The sequence below is a fragment of the Deinococcus malanensis genome, assembly GCF_014647655.1.
GTDB lineage: Bacteria > Deinococcota > Deinococci > Deinococcales > Deinococcaceae > Deinococcus > Deinococcus malanensis.
On record NZ_BMPP01000004.1, the window covers coordinates 57,339 to 76,248 of the forward strand.

24 protein-coding genes and 1 tRNA gene are annotated in these 18,910 nt (G+C 62.3%); 13 read left to right on the plus strand and 12 right to left on the minus strand.

Annotation, left to right across the window (positions count from 1 at the left end; genetic code table 11):
• The first annotated feature begins 168 nt into the window (after positions 1-168).
• The 3 genes from IEY49_RS05675 to IEY49_RS21870 all read left to right on the plus strand — a co-directional run bounded on the left by IEY49_RS05675 (position 169) and on the right by IEY49_RS21870 (position 1,407).
• The gene (locus tag IEY49_RS05675; protein WP_189005406.1) at positions 169-474 is read left to right on the plus strand and encodes a hypothetical protein; all 306 of its coding nucleotides are present in this window, start codon (positions 169-171) and stop codon (positions 472-474) included.
• Positions 475-627: 153 nt separating this feature from the next.
• Entirely contained in the window at positions 628-1,041 is a 414-nt protein-coding gene (locus IEY49_RS05680; RefSeq protein WP_189005407.1) for a DUF4383 domain-containing protein, read from the plus strand.
• Between the two features lie 111 nt (positions 1,042-1,152).
• Positions 1,153-1,407: a transposase gene (locus IEY49_RS21870; RefSeq protein WP_417323673.1), complete on the plus strand. Its 255-nt coding sequence runs from the start codon at positions 1,153-1,155 to the stop codon at positions 1,405-1,407.
• 327 nt (positions 1,408-1,734) lie between these two features.
• Here the strand turns inward: IEY49_RS21870 and IEY49_RS05690 are convergent, their stop codons facing one another.
• The 4 genes from IEY49_RS05690 to IEY49_RS05705 form a co-directional block, all read right to left on the minus strand.
• On the minus strand, positions 1,735-2,226 hold the full coding sequence (locus IEY49_RS05690; protein ID WP_229780658.1) for an iron chaperone: 492 nt from the start codon (positions 2,224-2,226) through the stop codon (positions 1,735-1,737).
• A 125-nt stretch (positions 2,227-2,351) separates the two neighbouring features.
• Positions 2,352-2,762 (minus strand): VOC family protein, encoded by a 411-nt coding sequence (locus tag IEY49_RS05695; RefSeq protein WP_189005408.1) that lies wholly within the window; start codon positions 2,760-2,762, stop codon positions 2,352-2,354.
• A gap of 5 nt (positions 2,763-2,767) precedes the next feature.
• A complete protein-coding gene (locus IEY49_RS05700; RefSeq protein WP_189005410.1) occupies positions 2,768-3,217 on the minus strand; it encodes a helix-turn-helix transcriptional regulator in 450 nt (149 codons plus the stop codon).
• 136 nt (positions 3,218-3,353) lie between these two features.
• Positions 3,354-4,211 carry a prephenate dehydratase gene (locus tag IEY49_RS05705; protein ID WP_189005411.1) on the minus strand — a complete coding sequence of 286 codons (858 nt, stop codon included), beginning with the start codon at positions 4,209-4,211 and terminating at the stop codon, positions 3,354-3,356.
• Positions 4,212-4,300: 89 nt separating this feature from the next.
• Here IEY49_RS05705 and IEY49_RS05710 point away from each other — a divergent pair, with 89 nt between their 5' ends.
• The 3 genes from IEY49_RS05710 (at position 4,301) to IEY49_RS05720 (ending at position 6,645) form a co-directional block, all read left to right on the plus strand.
• Positions 4,301-5,710, plus strand: coding sequence for an amidase family protein (locus IEY49_RS05710; RefSeq protein ID WP_189005413.1), 1,410 nt, complete (start codon positions 4,301-4,303; stop codon positions 5,708-5,710).
• Positions 5,711-5,754: 44 nt separating this feature from the next.
• Positions 5,755-5,829, plus strand: a tRNA-Val gene (locus IEY49_RS05715).
• A 564-nt stretch (positions 5,830-6,393) separates the two neighbouring features.
• Positions 6,394-6,645: a hypothetical protein gene (locus IEY49_RS05720; protein ID WP_189005415.1), complete on the plus strand. Its 252-nt coding sequence runs from the start codon at positions 6,394-6,396 to the stop codon at positions 6,643-6,645.
• Positions 6,646-6,932: 287 nt separating this feature from the next.
• Here IEY49_RS05720 and IEY49_RS21375 read toward each other — a convergent pair whose 3' ends face one another.
• Positions 6,933-7,280: a hypothetical protein gene (locus IEY49_RS21375; RefSeq protein ID WP_229780659.1), complete on the minus strand. Its 348-nt coding sequence runs from the start codon at positions 7,278-7,280 to the stop codon at positions 6,933-6,935.
• Between the two features lie 384 nt (positions 7,281-7,664).
• On the opposite strand from IEY49_RS21375, the gene IEY49_RS05730 reads away from it, so the two are divergent.
• Complete coding sequence (locus tag IEY49_RS05730) at positions 7,665-8,255, plus strand: GGDEF domain-containing protein (protein ID WP_189005417.1); 591 nt, start codon at positions 7,665-7,667, stop codon at positions 8,253-8,255.
• A 154-nt stretch (positions 8,256-8,409) separates the two neighbouring features.
• Here the strand turns inward: IEY49_RS05730 and IEY49_RS05735 are convergent, their stop codons facing one another.
• Positions 8,410-8,646 (minus strand): DUF7669 domain-containing protein, encoded by a 237-nt coding sequence (locus IEY49_RS05735; RefSeq protein ID WP_189005419.1) that lies wholly within the window; start codon positions 8,644-8,646, stop codon positions 8,410-8,412.
• Between the two features lie 340 nt (positions 8,647-8,986).
• Here IEY49_RS05735 and IEY49_RS05740 point away from each other — a divergent pair, with 340 nt between their 5' ends.
• From IEY49_RS05740 to IEY49_RS05750, 3 genes are all read left to right on the plus strand, one after another.
• Entirely contained in the window at positions 8,987-10,654 is a 1,668-nt protein-coding gene (locus IEY49_RS05740; protein ID WP_189005421.1) for a DUF3592 domain-containing protein, read from the plus strand.
• A gap of 772 nt (positions 10,655-11,426) precedes the next feature.
• Positions 11,427-11,705 carry a stage V sporulation protein S gene (locus IEY49_RS05745; RefSeq protein WP_189005423.1) on the plus strand — a complete coding sequence of 93 codons (279 nt, stop codon included), beginning with the start codon at positions 11,427-11,429 and terminating at the stop codon, positions 11,703-11,705.
• A gap of 76 nt (positions 11,706-11,781) precedes the next feature.
• A complete protein-coding gene (locus tag IEY49_RS05750) occupies positions 11,782-12,468 on the plus strand; it encodes a zinc metallopeptidase (RefSeq protein ID WP_189005424.1) in 687 nt (228 codons plus the stop codon).
• 147 nt (positions 12,469-12,615) lie between these two features.
• On the opposite strand, the gene IEY49_RS05755 is transcribed toward IEY49_RS05750, so the two are convergent.
• Entirely contained in the window at positions 12,616-12,972 is a 357-nt protein-coding gene (locus IEY49_RS05755; protein ID WP_189005426.1) for a metal-sulfur cluster assembly factor, read from the minus strand.
• An 11-nt stretch (positions 12,973-12,983) separates the two neighbouring features.
• The gene (locus tag IEY49_RS21380) at positions 12,984-13,295 is read right to left on the minus strand and encodes a rhodanese-like domain-containing protein (RefSeq protein ID WP_229780660.1); all 312 of its coding nucleotides are present in this window, start codon (positions 13,293-13,295) and stop codon (positions 12,984-12,986) included.
• 64 nt (positions 13,296-13,359) lie between these two features.
• Between IEY49_RS21380 and IEY49_RS05765 the strand changes: the two genes are divergently transcribed.
• Entirely contained in the window at positions 13,360-13,638 is a 279-nt protein-coding gene (locus IEY49_RS05765; RefSeq protein ID WP_189005430.1) for a rhodanese-like domain-containing protein, read from the plus strand.
• 50 nt (positions 13,639-13,688) lie between these two features.
• The gene (locus IEY49_RS05770; protein WP_189005432.1) at positions 13,689-15,149 is read left to right on the plus strand and encodes an aspartate aminotransferase family protein; all 1,461 of its coding nucleotides are present in this window, start codon (positions 13,689-13,691) and stop codon (positions 15,147-15,149) included.
• Positions 15,150-15,213: 64 nt separating this feature from the next.
• On the opposite strand, the gene IEY49_RS05775 is transcribed toward IEY49_RS05770, so the two are convergent.
• From IEY49_RS05775 to IEY49_RS05790, 4 genes are all read right to left on the minus strand, one after another.
• Positions 15,214-15,729 carry a hypothetical protein gene (locus tag IEY49_RS05775; protein WP_189005434.1) on the minus strand — a complete coding sequence of 172 codons (516 nt, stop codon included), beginning with the start codon at positions 15,727-15,729 and terminating at the stop codon, positions 15,214-15,216.
• A 92-nt stretch (positions 15,730-15,821) separates the two neighbouring features.
• Positions 15,822-16,706: a manganese efflux transporter MntE gene (gene mntE, locus IEY49_RS05780; protein WP_189005436.1), complete on the minus strand. Its 885-nt coding sequence runs from the start codon at positions 16,704-16,706 to the stop codon at positions 15,822-15,824.
• Between the two features lie 70 nt (positions 16,707-16,776).
• Positions 16,777-17,193 carry a hypothetical protein gene (locus IEY49_RS05785; protein WP_189005437.1) on the minus strand — a complete coding sequence of 139 codons (417 nt, stop codon included), beginning with the start codon at positions 17,191-17,193 and terminating at the stop codon, positions 16,777-16,779.
• A 144-nt stretch (positions 17,194-17,337) separates the two neighbouring features.
• Positions 17,338-17,748, minus strand: a complete 411-nt coding sequence (locus tag IEY49_RS05790) for an Hsp20/alpha crystallin family protein (protein WP_189005439.1) — start codon at positions 17,746-17,748, stop codon at positions 17,338-17,340.
• Positions 17,749-17,889: 141 nt separating this feature from the next.
• On the opposite strand from IEY49_RS05790, the gene miaA reads away from it, so the two are divergent.
• On the plus strand, positions 17,890-18,795 hold the full coding sequence (miaA, locus tag IEY49_RS05795) for a tRNA (adenosine(37)-N6)-dimethylallyltransferase MiaA (protein ID WP_189005441.1): 906 nt from the start codon (positions 17,890-17,892) through the stop codon (positions 18,793-18,795).
• The last annotated feature ends 115 nt before the right edge of the window (positions 18,796-18,910 follow it).

The following is an 18,910-nucleotide window of genomic DNA, read 5'->3' on the forward strand; positions in this document are numbered from 1 at the left end:
CTGGATGACCGTGCCGCGGAGGCACGATAAACGCAAGAATAGCGCGCAGCCGCAAATCAATTGTGCAGAAGGCTATCCAGGTCGGGGGCGCTGGTATGGCGAATCCTGCAGACCCAATCGTGGCCTGTCCGCACTCCTGATGCTCAGGCGAGCTACAGTGCGCCCACCATGCACATTGTCCAACTGCTGCTGCCCCTGTACGACAACTCCGGCGAGGCCTTTGAAGGTGAACTTTTTACCGGGGTGCAGCAGACCCTCACCGAGCGTTTCGGAGGTCTGACGGCATATGTGCGCGCGCCCGCCGCCGGTCTGTGGAAGGAGGGCGATCAGACAGTGCGTGACGACGTGGTGGTCTATGAGGTCATGACCGAGGAACTGGACCGTGCTTGGTGGTTCACATACCGGGAGTCGCTGCGTATGCGCTTCCGGCAGGATGCCCTGGTGGTCCGGGCGCAGGTTGTGGAACTGCTGTAGGTCTGCAGGCTCGGATATGCCCCACAGCGGATCAAGAAACACTAAGCCTGCTCAGGTCCTACAGCAGGGGCTGGCGTGGCTCAATGCAGATATCAAGCCTGGCCGGCAAGCAGCTCCACGTGGAATGTCCCGGCCTGTTCAAAGGAGGAAGTTATGGTCAGGACCTTCGCACGCGCTGCAGGTATCATTTATCTACTCGTCGGCATTCTCGGGTTCATTCCGGCCTTCCTGTCTCCACCTAATGGCCCCGACCTGGCTGTCGACGCCTTCCACGGGAGGCTGCTCGGTCTGTTCCCGGTCAATCTGATGCACAATCTGGTGCACATCGCGATTGGCCTGTGGGGACTTTCGGCCGCCCGCACACTAGGTGCCTCGGTGGGCTTTGCCCGTGGTCTGGCCATTCTGTACGCTGTGCTGGCCGTCATGGGTCTGATTCCCGGCCTCAAAACCATGTTCGGTCTGGCCCCCTTGCACGGCAACGATGTCTGGCTGCATGCCGGGACCGCGCTGGTGGCCGCCTATTTCGGGTGGGGTGCCAACCGCAATACGGGCGTCACCAGGACCTGAGCCCGAGGGGCGTCAAAGCGGGGCAGAACGATGTGTCTGCCCCGCTTTTCTGTGCCGGCTACGCATGTAGGTCAAGGGTGAATGCTCCCCCGCGACTGGTAGACTTGGCCGCTGTGTCGAGAAGAGGGGACCAGTGAACAAAAGCAGCGACTTGCTCCTCTGTTGGCCCCAAAAACTGGACCAGGAAGGCCATACCTCGACCATCGTCCGATCATCAGGGGCATGTGGGGTATGCGAACAGGCGCGCCGTGGCGGGATGTACCGGCGCGGTTTGCGAAGTGGCTGATCGGCGATAAAGGGTGCAACTCCACCAGTGCACGGAATAACTTGCCTGTCCGATGCGTCCGGGTGACATTCTCAGCGTAAAGGCCAGGGACGTGCTATCTACCGTGACGCTCCCTTGTACCAGGGACGGAATAAGGTCGAGCGCCTGATCAACCGTTCCGGGAACTTTCGCAGGATCGCTCCCCGTTATGACAGACGCGCCCGGATTTACCGCTCAGGGGTCACTCTGGCGGCGGTACTTCTTTGGCTTTGACGCCCAAACAAGGTGGCTGAGCCACCAGGGCACAGAAAAGTTCGCGTCAATGTCGATGGCATAGCAGTGGGCGGCACGCCATTCTCAGATTCAAGAAGTTAATGTCCCATCACGACTGATCCAGACATACCTCTATTGAAATCAGGGAGTAAGTCTCAGCTCACAGCATTCTTCACGAGCGCGCTGACTGTTGACTCCACCTCGGCACTCCACTCTGTCAGCGCGAAGGCTGTCGGCCAGCAAACGCCGTCATCAAGCTTCGCCTGATCGCTGAAGCCCAACGTCGCATACCTCGTCTTGAATTTCTGTGCACATTGAAAGAAGCAGACGATCTTGCCGTCTTTCGCGTAGGCGGGCATCCCGTACCAGAGTTTCGCCGAGAGGTCTGGCGCGCCGGCTTTGATGACGGTATGCAGGCGCTCACCAATGATGCGGTCATTTTCCTGCATCTCAGCGATCTTTGCAAGCACATCGGCCTCCCCATCCGCGTCCGCCGCACGCGAGCGGCGCGTCCTCTGCGCTTTCCGTTCGCTGACGCGCTCCTTTATGGCCACCCGTTCTTCATTCGTAAACACCTGTGACGTGTTGTCGGTAATGGCCTCGCGCCTGACGGACTTCGCTGGCTTCCCAAGTGTTTTCTCTGTCATGGTGCTCCCTCCGATGACCGCTCGTGGCGGTTTCCTCGAAACCATTGCTCCAGGCATTGTGTGCTCGCCCCTTCAGGGGGACAGATGTATTGGTGTCCTGCCCTGCCAGGTGGTGTTCTGGTGCCTCAACGCTTTTGCTGGATGCGGATCAGGTTGCCGGTCGGATCTCGAACGGCGCAGTCACGAACGCCGTACGGCTGCTCACTAGGCTCCTGCACGATCTCGGTGTCGCGGCCCTGCAAACGCTCGAAGGTGCCGTCAAGATCGGCAGTGGCAAATACGATGGTGGCGTAGGTGCCCTTGGCCATCATCTCGGTGATAATCCGGCGTTCATCCTCGGTGATGCCGGGCGTGGCGGCGGGTGGATGCAGGACGATTGAGGTGTGAGGCTGCCCAGTCGGACCGACCGTGATCCAGTGCATCCCGCCGTACTCGACCTCATTACGGACCTCGAAGCCGAGGGTGTCCCGGTAGAAGGCCAGAGAGGCGTCCGGATCACTGTGCGGAAGAAAGGTCTGGTGAATGGTCATGTCCATAGCCTTTACTGTAGGTGCCCCTTGGTGTTCTTCGCTTCTCGATTCCTGATCGGTCGGGTCACCTGTTTCGCCATGCAGGGAGGTATCCCTGCGGTCATGCCAGTGGACTGAGTGCGGTAGGCGCTGGGTGGCATTCCCACCAGTTCTGTGAAGCGGGTGCTGAAGGTGCCCAGTGACGAGCAGCCGACCTCAAAGCAGATCTGAGTGACGCTGAGATCGCCTCGCTGCAACAACGCCATCGCACGTTCAATGCGCCGCGTCATCAGGTAGGCGTATGGCGATTCGCCGTATGCAAGTCGGAACTGGCGGCTGAGGTGCCCGGCAGACATGTTCACACTGCGGGCGAGAACTTCGACGTCCAGTGGTTGCGCGTACTCGCGATCAATTCGGTCGCGGACGCGTCGCAGCCGCGCGAACTCGCGCAGGCGTGCCCTTGGGTCGGATTCCCTGGTCATTTAGATAAATTGTCTCACACCGTGGGGTCCGATCGGATGGTTTCAATCCGGCGTCACGGCAGGGAATCGGCATGTCTGCGGCACAGCCACAAAGCCAACCAGTCTCGGACAAGTATTGACCCCTGGCCCCGACGACCTAGCCCACCGTGTCCAGCGCCCGGGGATACGAACCAATGATCTTGGCGTAGCTGGCCTTGCGCAGTACCCCGGCCAGTGCCTGGGCCACCTGGGGGTCCCGGGCGTCACCCTCAATGTCCACGTACATCAGGTAACTCCAGGCCCGGTCGCGCCGGGGCCGCGATTCGATGCGGCTGAGGTTCAGGCCCCGCAACTCGTTCAAGGTCTCGACCAGGAAACCCGGCGTGTGCCGGACCGCGAATACCAGGCTGGTCTTGTGCGGGACATCCGAGCGCTCAGGCTCATGCCGCGCCAGGATCATGAAGCGGGTGTAGTTGAACGGTTCGTCCTCGACCTCCCGCGCCAGGATATTCATGCCGTAGAGCTCCGCCGCTCGACTGCTGGCAATCACGGCCTCGTCCCGCGCGCCCCTCAGGGCAAGATCCTTGGCGCTGCCGGCCGTATCATGCGCCGCGACCGGTCGCCAGTTGTGGCGGCGAATCAGCGTGGTGCACTGATCCAGGGCCGGCTGTTGGCTCAGCACCTTGCGAATGTCAGCCAGTTCCACGCCGGGCAGCGCCATCAGGCAGTGGCTGACCCGGACCACCACTTCGCCGATGACATGCAGGTCAGTCTCACTCAGGAGGTCGATGGTCTGGTGGATGGCGCCCATCAGGCTGTTTTCCACCGGAAGCACCCCGTAGTCGGCCTCTCCGGTTTCTACGGCACGGGCGACCTCATGGAATGTGGCGTAGCCGCACGTGGTCTGCGTGTGGGCCACGGCGTTGAGCGCGGCAATCTCGCCATATGCACCGGGATTGCCCTGGAACGCCACCGTTACGGCGGCGCCGGCTTGTGTCGAGGCCACATCAGTCATGGTCCCGAGGCTACCGTAAGAGTCCGTTTCCGCTGGCCATAAGGGGTAGACGTGGCCGGTGTGTGGCCCCCGCAAGCTACATTGCGGACATGACCGCCACGCCCCCGGACCCGATCCTTGACCTGGATGCCTGTGCCCTCAGTGCCGCGACCACCCGCGGTGACCTGACCTGTTCCGAAGTGACGCGCGCCTACCTGACCCGGCTGCATGCCCTGAATGGACAGCTGCGCGCGGTGATCACGGTCAATCCCCATGCCCAGGCAGACGCTGAGGCCCTGGACCACCTGCCCGAACGTGCACGACGTTCCCTGCACGGCGTGCCTGTCCTGATCAAGGACAACATCGACGTTGCCGGCCTGCCGACCACTGCTGGAAGCGCGCTGATGAAAGACCACATTCCCGCTGTCGACGCGCCTCTGGTTGCTCGGTTGCGGGCTGCGGGCGCCGTGATCCTGGGCAAGGCCAACATGACCGAGTGGGCCAATTTCATGACCCTGGGCATGTCCAACGGCTACTCGTCTCTGGGCGGACAGACGGTGAACCCCTGGGGACCGGAGGTGGACACCGGCGGCAGCTCTTCGGGCAGTGGAGTCGCGGTCGCCGCGCGCCTGTGTGCGGCGGCTATCGGTACGGAAACCAGCGGAAGCATCGTCAGTCCAGCCCACCAGAGCGGAGTGATCGGCCTGAAACCCACCGTCGGTCTGGTGCCGCGTACAGGAATCATTCCCATCAGCCACAGCCAGGACACGGCGGGTCCGATTACCCGCAGTGTCCGGGACGCTGCCCTGCTCCTATGTGTCATGGCCGGGCCCGACGCCCAGGACCCGGCCAGCCGCCACCTTCCCGTGCCGGATCTGAGCCTCACCGAGGGAGCTTTGAAGGGGGCCTCCATCGGAGTAATCCGCGACGAGACTGGAGTCAGCCCGGCTGACCAGCAGGCACAGAGCGCGGCCGAAGAAGCCATGACGCGAGCCGGGGCGACCCTGGTTCCTGTCGAGTTTCCCAGCCGTGCGGAAATGCAGGCCTCAGGCTGGATGCTTGACGTTCTGGTCTATGAATTCCAGCATGACCTCAACGCCTACCTCTCAGGTGTACAGAACGGCCCGCGCTCGCTTTCTGAGGTCATTCAGGGCAATGACGCCGATCCTGAGCGCTGCCTCCGTTATGGCCAGCACCTGCTGCATGCCGCCCAGGGTACCCGCGGCGACCTGAGTGAACAGGCCTACCGGAACGCGCGGGAGCGAGACCTCCGCCTGACCCGTGCAGGCGGGTTTGACCAACTGTTCGCGCGTGGTCTCGACGCAGTGTTGTTCCCTGGAATTCAGGGCTGCAGTCAGGCTGCCAAGGCCGGCTACCCCAGCCTGACCGTGCCTCACGCTGGAACAGGGGCGCCCGGGGGCGTACTGCTGGTAGCCCCAGCTGGACAGGACGGCAGGCTGATGAGTTTGGGGGCACACCTGAACCGCGAACTGGGTGGAGTTCGCTTCCCACCGCTCTGAAGCTTGCATTTTAGAAGCGGCCCGGGTACTATGTCAGGCCGCGTGGGCGGTTAGCTCAGCGGTAGAGCTTTCGCCTTACAAGCGACGGGTCGGGGGTTCAAATCCCTCACCGCCCACCAGGATAAAACCCCGTTTTTGACGGGGTTTCTACGTTTTTCAGTTCTGTCCCTGCAGTCATTTTCTGGCATGTCAGTGTAATAACGGTGTCGTTGGTCACTTCAGGGCCGCTACTTCGCCCTTTGGCGCAGGCGGTCTCGCGTCGAAGTTCACGAAGAGCAACGCCTCGCTCTTCTCCAGCGCTGCCAGATAATGAACTCTTCACCGGAGCGCTCATATGACCGAGAGTCCCAGCTTTTCGACGCCATTCTCGATAGATCGAAGTTTTCGCAAAAGATGAGTATACAACCGGGTATGGTCCGACCAGGGATGATGCCGGACCACAGGGTGGTTAGCCTTACAGGACTGGTGCGTGGGTGTCCCGGCACAGGCACATTGAAGCGGCAATGTGGGAGGTCTTTGAGTGACGAAATCCCTGACTTTGAGAAGGCGCGTCGTGAGTCGTCGGAAGGATTACGCTTGTCACCGTATGCGCCGACTGGTTGAGAAACTGAGGGTCCAACTACCGGATGGGCAGTCACCAGCTCACCCCTCGGAGAGGAACCAAACACATCTGGAGTCCAGGAATGACATCATCCGCCGAACTGCGTGACGCCCGAAAGGCGACCCAGAAGGCCATCCTGAACGCTTCGCGCTGGGCCAGGGTGACGCAAAATGTTTCTGCTTCCCGGCTGACGTTGGCCCTTTATCGGGCCGGGTCAACCGCTGATTCGATAGAAGCACTGCATGGGATCAGGACCGTTGCAGAGGAACTGGCTGTTCTCCTTCAGGACCGTTTTGCCAGCAAAGCTGATACCAGAACGGGTCTTCATCGTTGATCCCGGGGGAGGTGGCTGTGACGGTCACCGGAGAAAGCTAATCCAAATTGGAACCGGGTGCGCCTGGCTGTGCCGCAAATTTAAACCAGTAAGCAACTGCCTGCTTCACTGGTAATACCTGGCGTACGTAAAAACTGGCGCATGGTGGATCATCTGTTCATCTTGGCGCTCCGCCTAATCCCTACTCAAATCATGTCCTGGCAACGCAGGGCTGCCTTATTCCAGTAATCGCCGCCGCAGGCTTCGAAGTTCTCAGACTCCATGCGTAGAGGCGCACGGAAGCAGGCTCATGTTTTTCTGGTTGGAGGAATGCTGAGCATGATTTCGTCCCTCAGGATCACGGCTTCGTGCTCGGGCATCCCGCAGTCCCCGAGGTACAGCAGCACAGCCTGCCCGGCTGAGGCGAGTGCTTCTTCTGGACTTTCAATATTGGCAAACATTGCCCAGTACAACTTGAACAGGTGGTGCGCCGTGGCCCTGACAACCTGACTGATGTCCATTCTCCACTTTACTAATCCAGCTACTCCCCCCCGTGAGTCCGGTTCAGGGGTTAATTGGCCGTTTTCCGTGCTTCCTTCGGAAGGTCGAAAACCGTGTGGATCGGACAGATGGCTCGAAGAAAGGCTGATAACCATGTGTCTCAGATAGGCCCTTCAGTTGTGGCCGCCTGGGGTGACGCGACCCCTCCGCCGGCCTGTCCCCGACTTGCCTTGCCTGGTGAGCCCATTCGCTCCTCTGAGTCCCGTGAAGCCTGCGGATCTTTTAGAGAAGGTGCGCCTGCAGGATCCCAACTGTCTTTTCGTGCTCCAGGAACTTGTCGAGTTCCTCATCAAACCAGTGAACTGGGGGCAGCGTGTGAAAGCGTTCAGAAGGTGAGCGCACTCGCTGGAGCCCGCCGTCTGTGTAGTGATACATCCGCCGCTGCACAACCCAGCACCCATACTCCCAGTGCACCCGGAAGCGGGGCCCTGATGCTCCCGATTGCCTTATCGGCGGTCTGGTTTGGCTTCACCGGAGTCATGGTGTTTTCGCTCTATACCCTGGCCGTGGGTACACTGGTGTTTCCGCTGCCTCTGGAGCAGCAGTTTGGTGTGGTCTGGAGCACGCTGATGCAGTTCGCGGCAGGCAGCCTCGTGGCCTGGCTTCTGGCGTTCACCGACAGGACCTTCGGCATGTTGCAGCGTGGAGCCCTGGTGGACGGTCTGACAGATCTGGGAAACCGGCGTGCCTTCGATGACGCACTGGCCGAAGCGTGGGAAGCTGATTCCGAGGAACTTTGCCTTGCGCTGGTGGATGTCGACGGGCTCAAGCTGGTAAACGATCAGCTGGGTCATGATGCCGGAGACCGGTTGATCAGGCGTTTTGCGCGTGCGGTGGCGAGGCACCTTGGCAACGGCCAGCAGGTCTTTCGACTTGGTGGCGACGAGTTTGTTGTTCTTTGCTCACGTGACCGCGTGCAGAACCTCTCGCCGTCTCTTGCGCGCGCCGTCCTGCAGGTCCGCTGTTCAGGGTTTCCTCAGGCCTCAGCCAGTATGGGCGTGGCCAGTGGCTCGGAAGTTCAGGGCCCCAAAAACTGCTCCATCTGGCCGACGTCAGGATGTACGAGGTAAAACGGTCCAGACGGCGCCCTGGGATTCCCAGCGCAGGAGATGAGCGCGAAATCCTGAAGCTGAATTAGGCCGCAGCGGCGTTCTGGGCTCTCGACTTGTTTCGCAGAGATGGCAGGGTAACGACGCTTTCCGGCGAAACGGTGTAAAAACTGCTTCACAGCAGGCGGAACCGGCCCCGGCTGACCCGCTCCAGGTCTTTGTATTTCCCGGCCTCCGGCCCGGCGGCATTGACGCACATGTGTGTGCTGACGTGGCGGCGAATGGTGGTGTCGAGATGTTTGGTTCCACGTGCCCGCATGCCAGCCACGATGTCCTGAATGGAGAAGGTTTGGTCGGCGTGCTGTCGACTGACGGTGCGGGCAACGGCCAGAATCTCCTCGCGGCAAGTCATGGGTCTATTGTCGCTCAGGTCCAGGCCATGAGCGCAAGATGTCCGACGTGCGCGGGCACCGAAAAGGCCGGAAGCCTGAACGCCCGTCCGTTTGACTCTGGATGTCCTGGTTCTTTTCGACAGGAGGCACTGCTCGCCGCTCAAGATGCCTGAGTCAATCAGGTGGCACGCCGTCTGCATATCCGGTACGCCCTGACGGTAAAAGGGGAATCGCAAAATGATGGAGGAAACGGTCCGCCTGGGCCGATTGCCTGCTTCTTGTTTCCAAAAGGCTCATGCGCTGCAGAATAGTCGTGCGGCCGTTACCTTCATTGTGGCTTAATGGGTGGAGAGGTTAAGTGTGAAAAATAAGGTGGGCCTGCTTTTGTTTTGGCTGGTGTTTGTCCTTCCCTTCGGAGGCTTTGGCTTTCTGGCGGCTTCGCAACTGGTTGAAATGATCCATGGCTGGCAGTCCGCCCGAGGATGGGTCGCGGTCGAGGCGCAGGTTCTGCAAGCCGACCTCGAAACGGAAGCCGGCCGAAATTCGAGCACCTATGAGGCCCAGACGCGTTATGCCTATCGCTATGGAGGCAAAACCTACGAATCGTCGCGTCTGGGAGTGGCCAGAGGCGGAGACAATATCGGCGACTGGCAGCTTGCCCAGTACCGTGTCCTCCGTGACGCCCTGGAGAAGGGAACTCCGGTCACCGTGTGGGTCAATCCTTCGCAGCCGTCACAGGCGGTAGTTAACCGCAACCTGCGAGTCGGACAGGTGCTGTTCATGTTGCCCTTCGCCACCGTGTTTCCACTCGTCGGATTGGGTGCTGGGTTGGGAGCGTGGTGGACGACTCGGTCAAAGCCCAAGGGGGAGGCACGGACCAACCCGCCGCGCATTTCGTCCGACGAGCGGGAGGGACAGTGGATGGTTTTCGGATTCGTGCTGTGCTGGAACCTGCTGACATTCCCTTTGGGGGCCTTGGTTCTGGTTGAACGGGGCCTCTGGGGAGGACATCTGGCGGTGCTGATCTTTCCACTGATCGGTGTAGGGCTAACGCGATGGTGGGCGCAGGACGTGCGGGACAGTCACCGTATCGGCCGCATGACACTGACTCTGGCCCCAGGTCAGCCTGCCGTGGGCCGGCCACTGTGGGCCAGGATCGAGTTTGGAAAGCCGCCTGAAGGCGGGATTTACACACTGCGCCTGGTGAACGAGGAGATCAATCAGGGTCGGAAGCACCAGGACACGCGGCTGTTGTGGGAACAGGAACTGCGGGTCCGTGAGGCAGGCGGCGTACTGACATGCCGGTTCGACCCTCCCGCGACCTCTCAGGCCAGTGGGTTGAATGGGCGACGACGAATAACCTGGCGGCTGAACCTCGTGTGGCCTGACGGCAAAATCAGCCGGAATTTCCCGCTGATAGTCTCACCTTCTCTGGGCAGTGCGCCTGTTCCAGCCGGGCCAGAGGCCGAATTGCATTTGCCGGTGATCCCGGAGACGCACAAAGCGCCGTCCACGGCACCGCTGGCAGAACCGGCCGCGCTGCCCGCTTCTCTGGCGACGCTGACACCTTTGGACGGCGGCCTGCGGATCGATTTTTCCGCACGGCGCCACAGGGACACGGCAAGAGCCTTTATTGTGGTGGGCGCAGCTTTTATCACGGTTACCGGTTTAATGCTGCTCCGCCTGGGAGGAGGACCGGAACTGGTATTCGGGCTGGTTGGGCTGGGGCTGATGGTAACCGGAGTACGGTTATGGACCGCGCCTCTGCGCGTGGAGGCCACCGGTCAGAGGCTGATCGTGCGCGGCCAGTCTCCTTTCAAACAGGTGAACGGGGAGTGGCCGGCCACTTCGGTACAACGGATCGTACCGGTCGTGTCTGCAGGCGGCGCTGACCGTGACAGCCATCACACCTACAGCTTAAGGGCCGAGTTCGCGGGCGGTGGGAAGTACACCGTGGGTGACGGAATTCGCTCAAGGGCGGTGGCAGATATGCTGGCAAGAAAGATTCAGGACGCGCTTGGGAAATAGGAAAGGCTCGTGGGGTTCTGCTCATGGCTGGTCCCATAGCCCCTCCAGGAATGGACACGGTTCACCGCTTCCCGGATTGACGGACATGATGGGCCACTTGAGGATCAGGGAAGGACCCGGCGGCTGCGGCGGCCCGGATGACCAGCAGCAGTTCCGGCGTGGCACTCGTCAGGCAGCAGACATTGGCGCCAGCTGGCGGCGCGGCCAGTCCCTCTTCGCGCAGATCATGAAACGTATGGGATGACCACCCGCACTGGAGATTCTGGAAGCCAGCTTCAGACCACCATGGTCCTTCGGTCGCTGTCACGCCGCACAAGGCCGCGTACTGCGTTCTGGACCGGTCTGCGGTGACGTAAGAAGCTTTGTCCCTGGCTCGGTGCACGACCCGGTGCCCCGTTGGTGTGAACGGCTCCCATTCATCCCAGCCAGGAAACAGCCCCCGCATCAGCGGGGGCCTGAATGGCGGTATAGGGGGATCTGGTCCGTGATCAGCGGTGTTCGCTGCTGCTGCGGGCCGGGTACAGCACCGGAAGCAGCACGAACGGAAGGATCACGGCGCCGGCAGCGAGGACAACTTCCATGACGACAGTGTGCCCGCGTACGCCGCCCGGAAGTTGATGCGGCCTTTACGGGGCACCCAGCGGGAATTGAGTAACCGTCAATCTTGAGGCCTTTCGTTGCTGCCCCCGCTGGGGGGGCATTGTGCGCCTTGCGCCGCGCGCGGCAGAATTTCCATTCAGGAACGGGGTGATTAGTCCCCAGAGGTTGTCAATTGGAAGTTTTGCGTGTCTCCGGAAATTCAAGGCCCAATGCCCTGGCAGGTGCCGTCGCAGCCCTGCTCCGGACCCAGCATGCTGTAGAAATTCAGGCCATCGGACCGGCTGCGGTCAATCAGTCGGTCAAGGCACTGGCTATCGCCCGGGGATACCTGGCCGGCAACGGCATCGACCTGAGCGTACAGCCTGAATTCATCAAGCTCGACGTGGACCGGGAGGAACGCACCGCGATTCGTTTTATCGTGCGGGCTGTCCCGGCGGCGCCCGGGGCCTGAGGGTCAAGCTCCTGTCAGCGCGCTTTCATTAGGCTCGTCCAGGCGTCGCTAGCATAGGCATTGGAGGGACACTGCTATGGAATTTCTTGGCCCCTACACGCCGTTGATCCTGCTCATCTTTGTGGCCTCGATGCTGATTCAGGGGCACCTGACCCGTGCTTACCGGACCTGGGGCCAGGTTCGCAATGCCCATAACCTGACCGGTGCTGAGGTCGCACGCCTGATGCTGGACGAGAACGGCCTTTCGCAGGTGCCGGTTCAGATGGTTCCTGGTCGGCTGACCGACCACTACGACCCTGTGCGTAAGACCGTGAACCTGTCCGAGGGGAACTTCAACGTGCCCAGCGTCAGTGCCATGGCAGTGGCCGCCCATGAGGTTGGGCACGCCATTCAGGACAAGGTGCGTATGCCCGCTCTGGTGCTGCGTGGTCAGATGGCCCTGCCGCTCAGTCTGGGAATGAACCTGGCGCCGCTGCTGCTGCTGGGCGGCATCGTCACGCAGCTGACGGGCTTGATCTGGATCGGAGCCGCGCTGTTCGGGGCCGCCCTGCTGTTTCACCTGGTAACCCTGCCAGTGGAGTTCGATGCGAGCCGCAGGGCCCTGGTCTACCTGAACCAGCGTGGCCTGAACGGCTCGGCCGAGGGCCAGAAAGGCGCCCGCGCGGTCCTGAATGCCGCGGCATTGACCTATGTGGCCGGCTTCGCGATGGCTCTGGCACAGTTCCTGAACGTGCTGGCCCTGGCACGCAGCAGCGACGACTGAGGGCCGGGACACCGGCGGTTCATGGCCATAGCCTTGACACCGTAGTTACCCACGCCCGAAATGACGAGACAACCCCCACCAGGGCTCTGAAGACAAGTCAAGCGCCGCCTCGTTCCATATGAGGCGGCGCTTGACCTGGTCACTGGGTCAGACGTTGAAGCCGAACATGCGCATCTGGCGCTTGCCGTCCTCGGTCATCTTGTCAGGACCCCACGGTGGAGTCCATACGAATTCCACGTTTACTTCACTGACGCCGTCAAGCCTGCTGACGGCCATTTCAGCGTCCGCTCGGATCAGGTCCTGGACCGGGCAGCCCACGCTGGTCAGGGTCATGGTGATGTCCACCATCCCGCTGGGCTGAATATCGACCCCGTAGATCAGGCCCAGATCAACCACGTTGACCGGGATTTCCGGGTCTTTGACGATCTTCAGGGCCTCCAGAACCTGCTCCTCATTGGGCAGACCTGACACTTCCTGCGCCGCGCTGTTCATCTGTTCTTCCATATACGTCTCCCTTACCCGCCGCGCACACTGGGCAGGCCGGCGTCCACCCAGGCCAGCGTGCCGCCCGCCAGATTCACTACCCTGCTGTAGCCCTGATCCAGCAGGTACTGTCCGGCGCGGGCGCTGCGGGCGCCGCTGCGGCAGATCATCACCAGTTCGCGGTCGCGCGGCAGTTCGGCCGCCCGGCCCTCGAACTCGCTGAGGGCGATCAGCTGGGCACCCTCGGCGTGCACCTCATCGAACTCGTTCTGCTCGCGGACATCCACGAGCAACGCGCCCTGCTGGACACGGCGCTGCCCTTCCTGTGGCGTTACTTCTTCCATTGACCCAGCATACCCGAGCGCACAGGTCGGAATGTGGCCGTTGCGGTGCAGGTATGCTGCCTGGATGCCGCTGCCCGACCCTGTTACCGTGGTGGACCTCAGGCCCGACGACCTTCGGCAGGCCCAGCCGCTGGAGGGTCCCGGCGTGCTGGTCATCGTGCTCAGCCTGCAGGCCATCGAAGACGGTCAGCACGGCCTGAGCCAGCACTCGGGGCCCCTGCTAGTGGTCTGCGAACGTGGAGTGCGTTCCGGCCTGGCCGCCCGGTACCTGCGCGCTGACGGCCTGGACGCCCAGGCGCATCCTGGTGGAATTGATGCATTCTTGCAGTCGGTGCGCCACTGACACGACTCAGCGTCTGCCAGCCATCGGTCACCCACAGCTACACTGGCGGGATGACGGGACTGCCCCACGGATTTATTCGCAGCCGCGACGTACTCGACGACCGCCTGACTGGTGCCCAGGTCCGGACCCTGGAACTGCAACACGGCAACGAGGAACTGTTGTATGGGCTGAACCTGATCGGGGTCGCTGGCCCATTCTCCCGCGTGACACCCTGGGAACTGGAAGATGAGCAGGGCGTGCGGCGCATCAATGCCAGCGGGTACTCGGCCACGCCTTTTGGGGAGATGCCGCCGGTCCTGACCGGGTTTCTGAAGGAATTCCTGGAGAAGAACCGTGCCATGAGCCTGCCGCAGCAGTCCAGCAGCCCCTGGCGCGCGGCGCTGGAAGCCAATCTGGTACGCCTGCTGGCCCGTGAACTGCCCAGCCACCATGACAGTCAGGTCTTCTTCTGTTCCAGTGGCACGGAAGCCATCGAGGGTGCCCTGAAGTTTGCCCGCGCGTGGCGGCCCGGTACCAAATACAGCATTTCCTTTAACAGCGCCTACCACGGCAAGACCATGGGCAGCCTGAGCCTGACGCCCAACCCCGAGTACCAGGATGTCTTCCGCCCGCTGGTTCCGGGGGCCGTCACCTGCCCCTACGGCGACCTGGACGCTCTGTCGGCGCTGATCCGCCGCCTGGGACCGGACAAGGTGACCTGTGTGGTGGTCGAACCTATCCAGGGCGAAGGTGGCGTGAACATTCCGCCCGAGGGCTTCCTGCGCGGCCTGGGGGAGCTGTGCCGCCGCCACGGTATCGTGGTCATTGCCGACGAGATTCAGACCGGTCTTGGCCGGACCGGCCACTGGTTTGAATCGGCGGCTCAGGGGCTGGACCCGGACATCGTGACACTGGCCAAACCGCTGGGGGGCGGACTGGTCGCTGTCGGGGCCACCATCGTGCGCCACGCCATCTACAAGAAAATGCTTGGTGGACTGAGCAGCAAGCGCCACAGCAACACCTTCGGGGGCGCGGCGCTGGCCATGGCGGTGGGCCTGCGGAGCCTGGAACACCTGATCGAGACCGACCTGCCCCGCCGCAGCCTCGAACTGGGCCAGATCGGCCTGGGCCACCTGCAGGGCCTTCAGGCCCGCTACCCCCGCCTGGTGCAGGAGGTCCGCGGTCAGGGCCTGCTGCTGGCCATGCAGTTCCAGCCGGTGGTGGGCGTCCCGCTCCCGGGACCGGTCAAGGAACTCGTATACGAGGGCACCGCCATCCTGGCGCTCAGGGAACTGCATCAGGCGGGGGTCATGGCCAACCTGAGCCTGAGCAGCAAGCGCACGGTACGCCTGACCCCGGCCCTGGACATGCCGCGTGATGTCTTCGAGATCATGTTTGGCCGGGTGGAGACCTTTGCAGCGCGGAACCCCGCTTCACGTCACCTGCTTACGAATACGCCGCCGAACGTTACCCTGAGCCTGGCCAAATTTGCAGCCAGCAAGCCCAAAAAGCGCACGCCCAGCGATGGCTGAACGGGTCCCGTAGCCGCCGACAACGAGGCATCAGGCCACGGGCTGGCGCCTCCTTCGCCGAGCCCTAGGCCAGCCCGCAGGCACGCTGAAGCAGCAGATGCACCTCGTCACGCGGCAGGCGCCGGGCTCTCAATGGCAGGTCTGCCGGCAGGGTGCTCAGGCCGGGAATAATCGGCACATACCCGAACTCCGGACGCGCGATTAGGTCTCTCCCTGCGGTCAAAGCCACCACAAATTCCAGCTGCAGTTCGAAGTGAGCATTGAGCTCGGTGCGCAGTGGTCCTGCGTCTCCGGCCAGCAGGGACACAAGCGCGGGGTGGGGGTCAAATCCATCTTCCAGTTCACTCAGCACCCGCGCGGTATCCAGGAAGATTCCCGCCCCCGGAAGCGCGTATCCGCTGATGCGGCGGCGGGCAGTCTCGGGGGCGTCGCCGCGGATCAGAGAGACTTTTCGCCCTGCACGCTGCGCCCCAGACAGCAGTGACCACAGCCGCCCCAGACTGGAGTAGCGGGCCAGTTCCAGGTAGCCAGCTGGCTTCGCCGCGATGGGCCGCGTGGGACGCTCGCCTCGGTCGGTCACAGGCTCATGCTACTGGGCCAAGAACCTCAGGAAGCAGCGCCACCGGGGGCAGGGCGCACGGGACCGTCAAGTCGTCGAGGGTGATTTCCCTGTCACAGGACCAGCACACCATGGTGTTTGGCTTTGTCCTGCGGCTCAACGTGAATGGTGACATTGGCGCCCCCGATCTCGGCCCGGATCGCGTCCTCCAGACGGTCGCAGATAAGGTGAGCCTCGCTCACAGACATGTCCCCCGGCACGACCATGTGGAACTCGACAAAGGTGACCTGACCAGCCTGACGGGTCCGCAGGTCATGAATTTCGAGGGCCCCCTCGGCGTGGATGCTCATCAGTTCGCGCAGGCGCCGGGTGGTCTGTGGATCGGCGATATCCATGAGTCCTCCCACACTGTCGCGCACCAGATGCCAGCCGCTCCACAGAATGTTCATCGCCACCAGGACGGCCAGCAACGGATCAAGCACATGCCACCCCGTCATGCGGGCCAGCAGCACACCAATCAGGACGCCGATGCTGGTCACGACATCGGTCAGCAGGTGCCGTCCGTCGGCCAGCAGGGCAGGAGACCTGACCGCGCGGGCGGCCCGCAGCAGGAAGGTGGCCCACATGGCGTTCAGAACGCTGGCGCCCATATTGACCATCAGGCCCGAAAGCGGGGCAGCCTTCATGGAGGGGTTCTGGAGTGCAGGAATGGCTTCCCGCAGGATGGTCACGGCCGCCAGGACGATCAGGACGCCCTCGGCGACGGCACTGAAGTATTCGGCCTTGGTGTGGCCGTAGGGATGGTTTGCGTCGGCTGGCCGGGCCGCAATTCTCAGAGCGAACAGGGCGGCAAGCGCCGCCGCCACGTTGATGACACTTTCCAGCGCGTCGGAATACAGCGCGAGGCTACCGGTCATCAGATAGGCCAGGAACTTCAGACCCAGCACGACAGTGGCCACCACCACGCTGCCCAGCGCTATGTGTATCGTGCGGTCCATACCTTTGACGAGGCTAACAGGATTAGGTGTTCCAAATTCCGTGCCCTGGGCAGGGACAGGGCCCGTGCGCTCAGTACAGGAACAGCATCCAGTAGCGGCTGTTGCCCTCGGTCCAGCGCGAAATCCGCACCCCTCGACCCTGGGCATGGTTGTATTTGACATCGCCATTGGTCAGGGCCTCCGAGGCGAGATAGCCGAACTGCCGCAATTTGACTTTCAGGGTCTGGTCAAAGGTCCGGGCCGCCTGACCTTCCGTTGCCGTCCAGATCTCGAAGCGGACCCCGAGGGCGTAATACTGCTGAATTTCTGCTGCGTAGGCGATGTACTTTCGCCCGCTGCACACGCGTTTGGCTCCAGCAGGACGGTTGAACAGGCTGTTCATCACCCGGCCGGTGGGGTCACAGGCAGGGCGACTCGCGGCGCTGTGCGCTGAAAAAGAACCCACAGTCGCCAGGGTCAGCAGAGCTATCAGGGCAGGTCGATTCACACGTCTTGCATTCATCGTTCAGCCGGCCAGCTTACGAACATGGAACCCTGGAGAGACATTAAGTTTATGCTAGAGGGCTGCTCCAGGAATCAGAACAGAAGAGTCCCGCAGTCTGCGTCCCCCGCCTTAATGTGCCCTTTAACTTCAGGGGTGGCTGCTGGAAGTATCTGAGAATTCGTCGGCTTCGACGTTGATCGTCGGATGGCGCTTTTCAAACTGTACACACAGAACCCCGCCCACCAGCGTGGCCTGACCAGTTTGCGGCACGATCTCCACCGGCAGCCCCAGCGTGCGGCTGAATGCCCCGTGGGGCCGCTCGGCGCTGAGGCGCCCCACAGGTGCAGGGCGCTCCCCGGACACAGTGACGCTCTCTCCAGTCTCATGCAGGGCCAGACTGTCCGGCACGACGCCGGGAACATCCATGTGCAGCGTGATGTGGCTGTCCGAATCTGTCCAGTCGGCCAGCGGGACCCATGGCCCGCTGCTGGTCAGGGATTCCACGCCTTCACGCAGGGTCATCAGGTGTTGCAGGCGACTCAGGACCGGCTCGTTCATGTTCAGTACGCTACCACTGCATCTTGAGAGCTTGCCAGCAGGATCAGGACGAAGCGAGACAGGACCGGCACAGCACCCCTTTGCCCCGCATCCCGTGCTGCCAAAACCCCGTCACCAGACCACTGGCCTACAATCCGGCCTGTGAGCCCGGTGATTCCCATCCTGACAGCCCCGACGGCCGCCGGTAAAACAGCGCTGGCCCTGGCCATTGCCGCTAGAGTGCCCCTGGAAATCGTTTCCGCCGATGCCTTCACGGTGTACCGGGGCCTGGACATTGGGACCGCCAAGCCTGCCCCGGATGAGCGCAACGCAGTTCCTCATCACCTGATCGACATTGCCGAGGTCACTGAATTCTACGATGTAGCCCGTTTCGTCCGGGACGCAGAGGCAGCGTTGCACGACATACTGGCGCGGGGAAAACAGCCCTTGGTGGTGGGAGGCACCGGGTTTTATCTGCGGGCCCTCATGCGCGGCCTGCCCCTGACTCCGCCTTCGGACCCGGGGACGCGCGGCGCCATCGAGGCCGAACTGCATAGCCGCGGGCTTGACGCGCTCCTCGCTGAAATTGCCGGTGCTCATCCTGCCGAGGCCGCCAGAATGGAGCGCAACCCACGGCGTATCGTGCGTGCCCTGGAGGTCTACCGCAGCACCGGCCGCTTTCCCGGGGAATTCGGAACCTCGCCGCCAGCGTTTCGCTACCAGGTCACGGCCTTTACCCGGCCATCCGCAGAACTTGAAGCCCGGATGCACCAGAGAATCCAGGTCATGCTCGATCAGGGCTGGCCGCAGGAAGCGAGGTGGCTGGCCTCGCGCGTGGAGCCGGCCACCCTCCCGAGACCGACCGCCTGGCAGGCCCTGGGCTATACAGAGGCCCTGGCGGTGGCAGAAGGGTCGATGACTCTGTCGGAGGCTGCCGCGGCGGTGCTCGGCGCGTCGCGGCAATACGCCAGGCGCCAATTGACCTTCATGCGAACACAGCTGGGCGCGATTATTCAGACCGTAGATGGCGCCCAGGCCGAGCTGTCGCACCATCTGGTGATCCGTTGACCCGGTTAGGACCCAAGAAAGCATAAAGACCGGAGCTGCCGCCTTCGCCACCTAGAATTAAGGGGTAGACGACGTTCTTTTCCGCCCGGGTTCCGGCAGGGTCCGTCACAGGGCA

Excerpts from the sequence above, each read along its gene's own strand:
- IEY49_RS05690 (WP_229780658.1), bottom strand. The coding sequence starts at position 2,226 with ATGACAGAGAAAACACTTGGGAAGCCAGCGAAGTCCGTCAGGCGCGAG.
- IEY49_RS21380 (WP_229780660.1), bottom strand. The coding sequence starts at position 13,295 with ATGGAAGAAGTAACGCCACAGGAAGGGCAGCGCCGTGTCCAGCAGGGC.
- mntE (WP_189005436.1), bottom strand. The coding sequence starts at position 16,706 with ATGGACCGCACGATACACATAGCGCTGGGCAGCGTGGTGGTGGCCACT.
- IEY49_RS05675 (WP_189005406.1), top strand. The coding sequence starts at position 169 with ATGCACATTGTCCAACTGCTGCTGCCCCTGTACGACAACTCCGGCGAG.
- IEY49_RS05735 (WP_189005419.1), bottom strand. The coding sequence starts at position 8,646 with ATGACTTGCCGCGAGGAGATTCTGGCCGTTGCCCGCACCGTCAGTCGA.
- IEY49_RS05695 (WP_189005408.1), bottom strand. The coding sequence starts at position 2,762 with ATGGACATGACCATTCACCAGACCTTTCTTCCGCACAGTGATCCGGAC.
- IEY49_RS05755 (WP_189005426.1), bottom strand. The coding sequence starts at position 12,972 with ATGGAAGAACAGATGAACAGCGCGGCGCAGGAAGTGTCAGGTCTGCCC.
- IEY49_RS05720 (WP_189005415.1), top strand. The coding sequence starts at position 6,394 with ATGACATCATCCGCCGAACTGCGTGACGCCCGAAAGGCGACCCAGAAG.
- IEY49_RS05765 (WP_189005430.1), top strand. The coding sequence starts at position 13,360 with ATGCCGCTGCCCGACCCTGTTACCGTGGTGGACCTCAGGCCCGACGAC.
- IEY49_RS05770 (WP_189005432.1), top strand. The coding sequence starts at position 13,689 with ATGACGGGACTGCCCCACGGATTTATTCGCAGCCGCGACGTACTCGAC.
- IEY49_RS05700 (WP_189005410.1), bottom strand. The coding sequence starts at position 3,217 with ATGACCAGGGAATCCGACCCAAGGGCACGCCTGCGCGAGTTCGCGCGG.
- IEY49_RS21375 (WP_229780659.1), bottom strand. The coding sequence starts at position 7,280 with ATGGTTATCAGCCTTTCTTCGAGCCATCTGTCCGATCCACACGGTTTT.
- IEY49_RS05705 (WP_189005411.1), bottom strand. The coding sequence starts at position 4,211 with ATGACTGATGTGGCCTCGACACAAGCCGGCGCCGCCGTAACGGTGGCG.
- IEY49_RS05790 (WP_189005439.1), bottom strand. The coding sequence starts at position 17,748 with ATGAACGAGCCGGTCCTGAGTCGCCTGCAACACCTGATGACCCTGCGT.
- IEY49_RS05710 (WP_189005413.1), top strand. The coding sequence starts at position 4,301 with ATGACCGCCACGCCCCCGGACCCGATCCTTGACCTGGATGCCTGTGCC.
- IEY49_RS05680 (WP_189005407.1), top strand. The coding sequence starts at position 628 with ATGGTCAGGACCTTCGCACGCGCTGCAGGTATCATTTATCTACTCGTC.
- IEY49_RS05750 (WP_189005424.1), top strand. The coding sequence starts at position 11,782 with ATGGAATTTCTTGGCCCCTACACGCCGTTGATCCTGCTCATCTTTGTG.
- IEY49_RS05730 (WP_189005417.1), top strand. The coding sequence starts at position 7,665 with ATGGTGTTTTCGCTCTATACCCTGGCCGTGGGTACACTGGTGTTTCCG.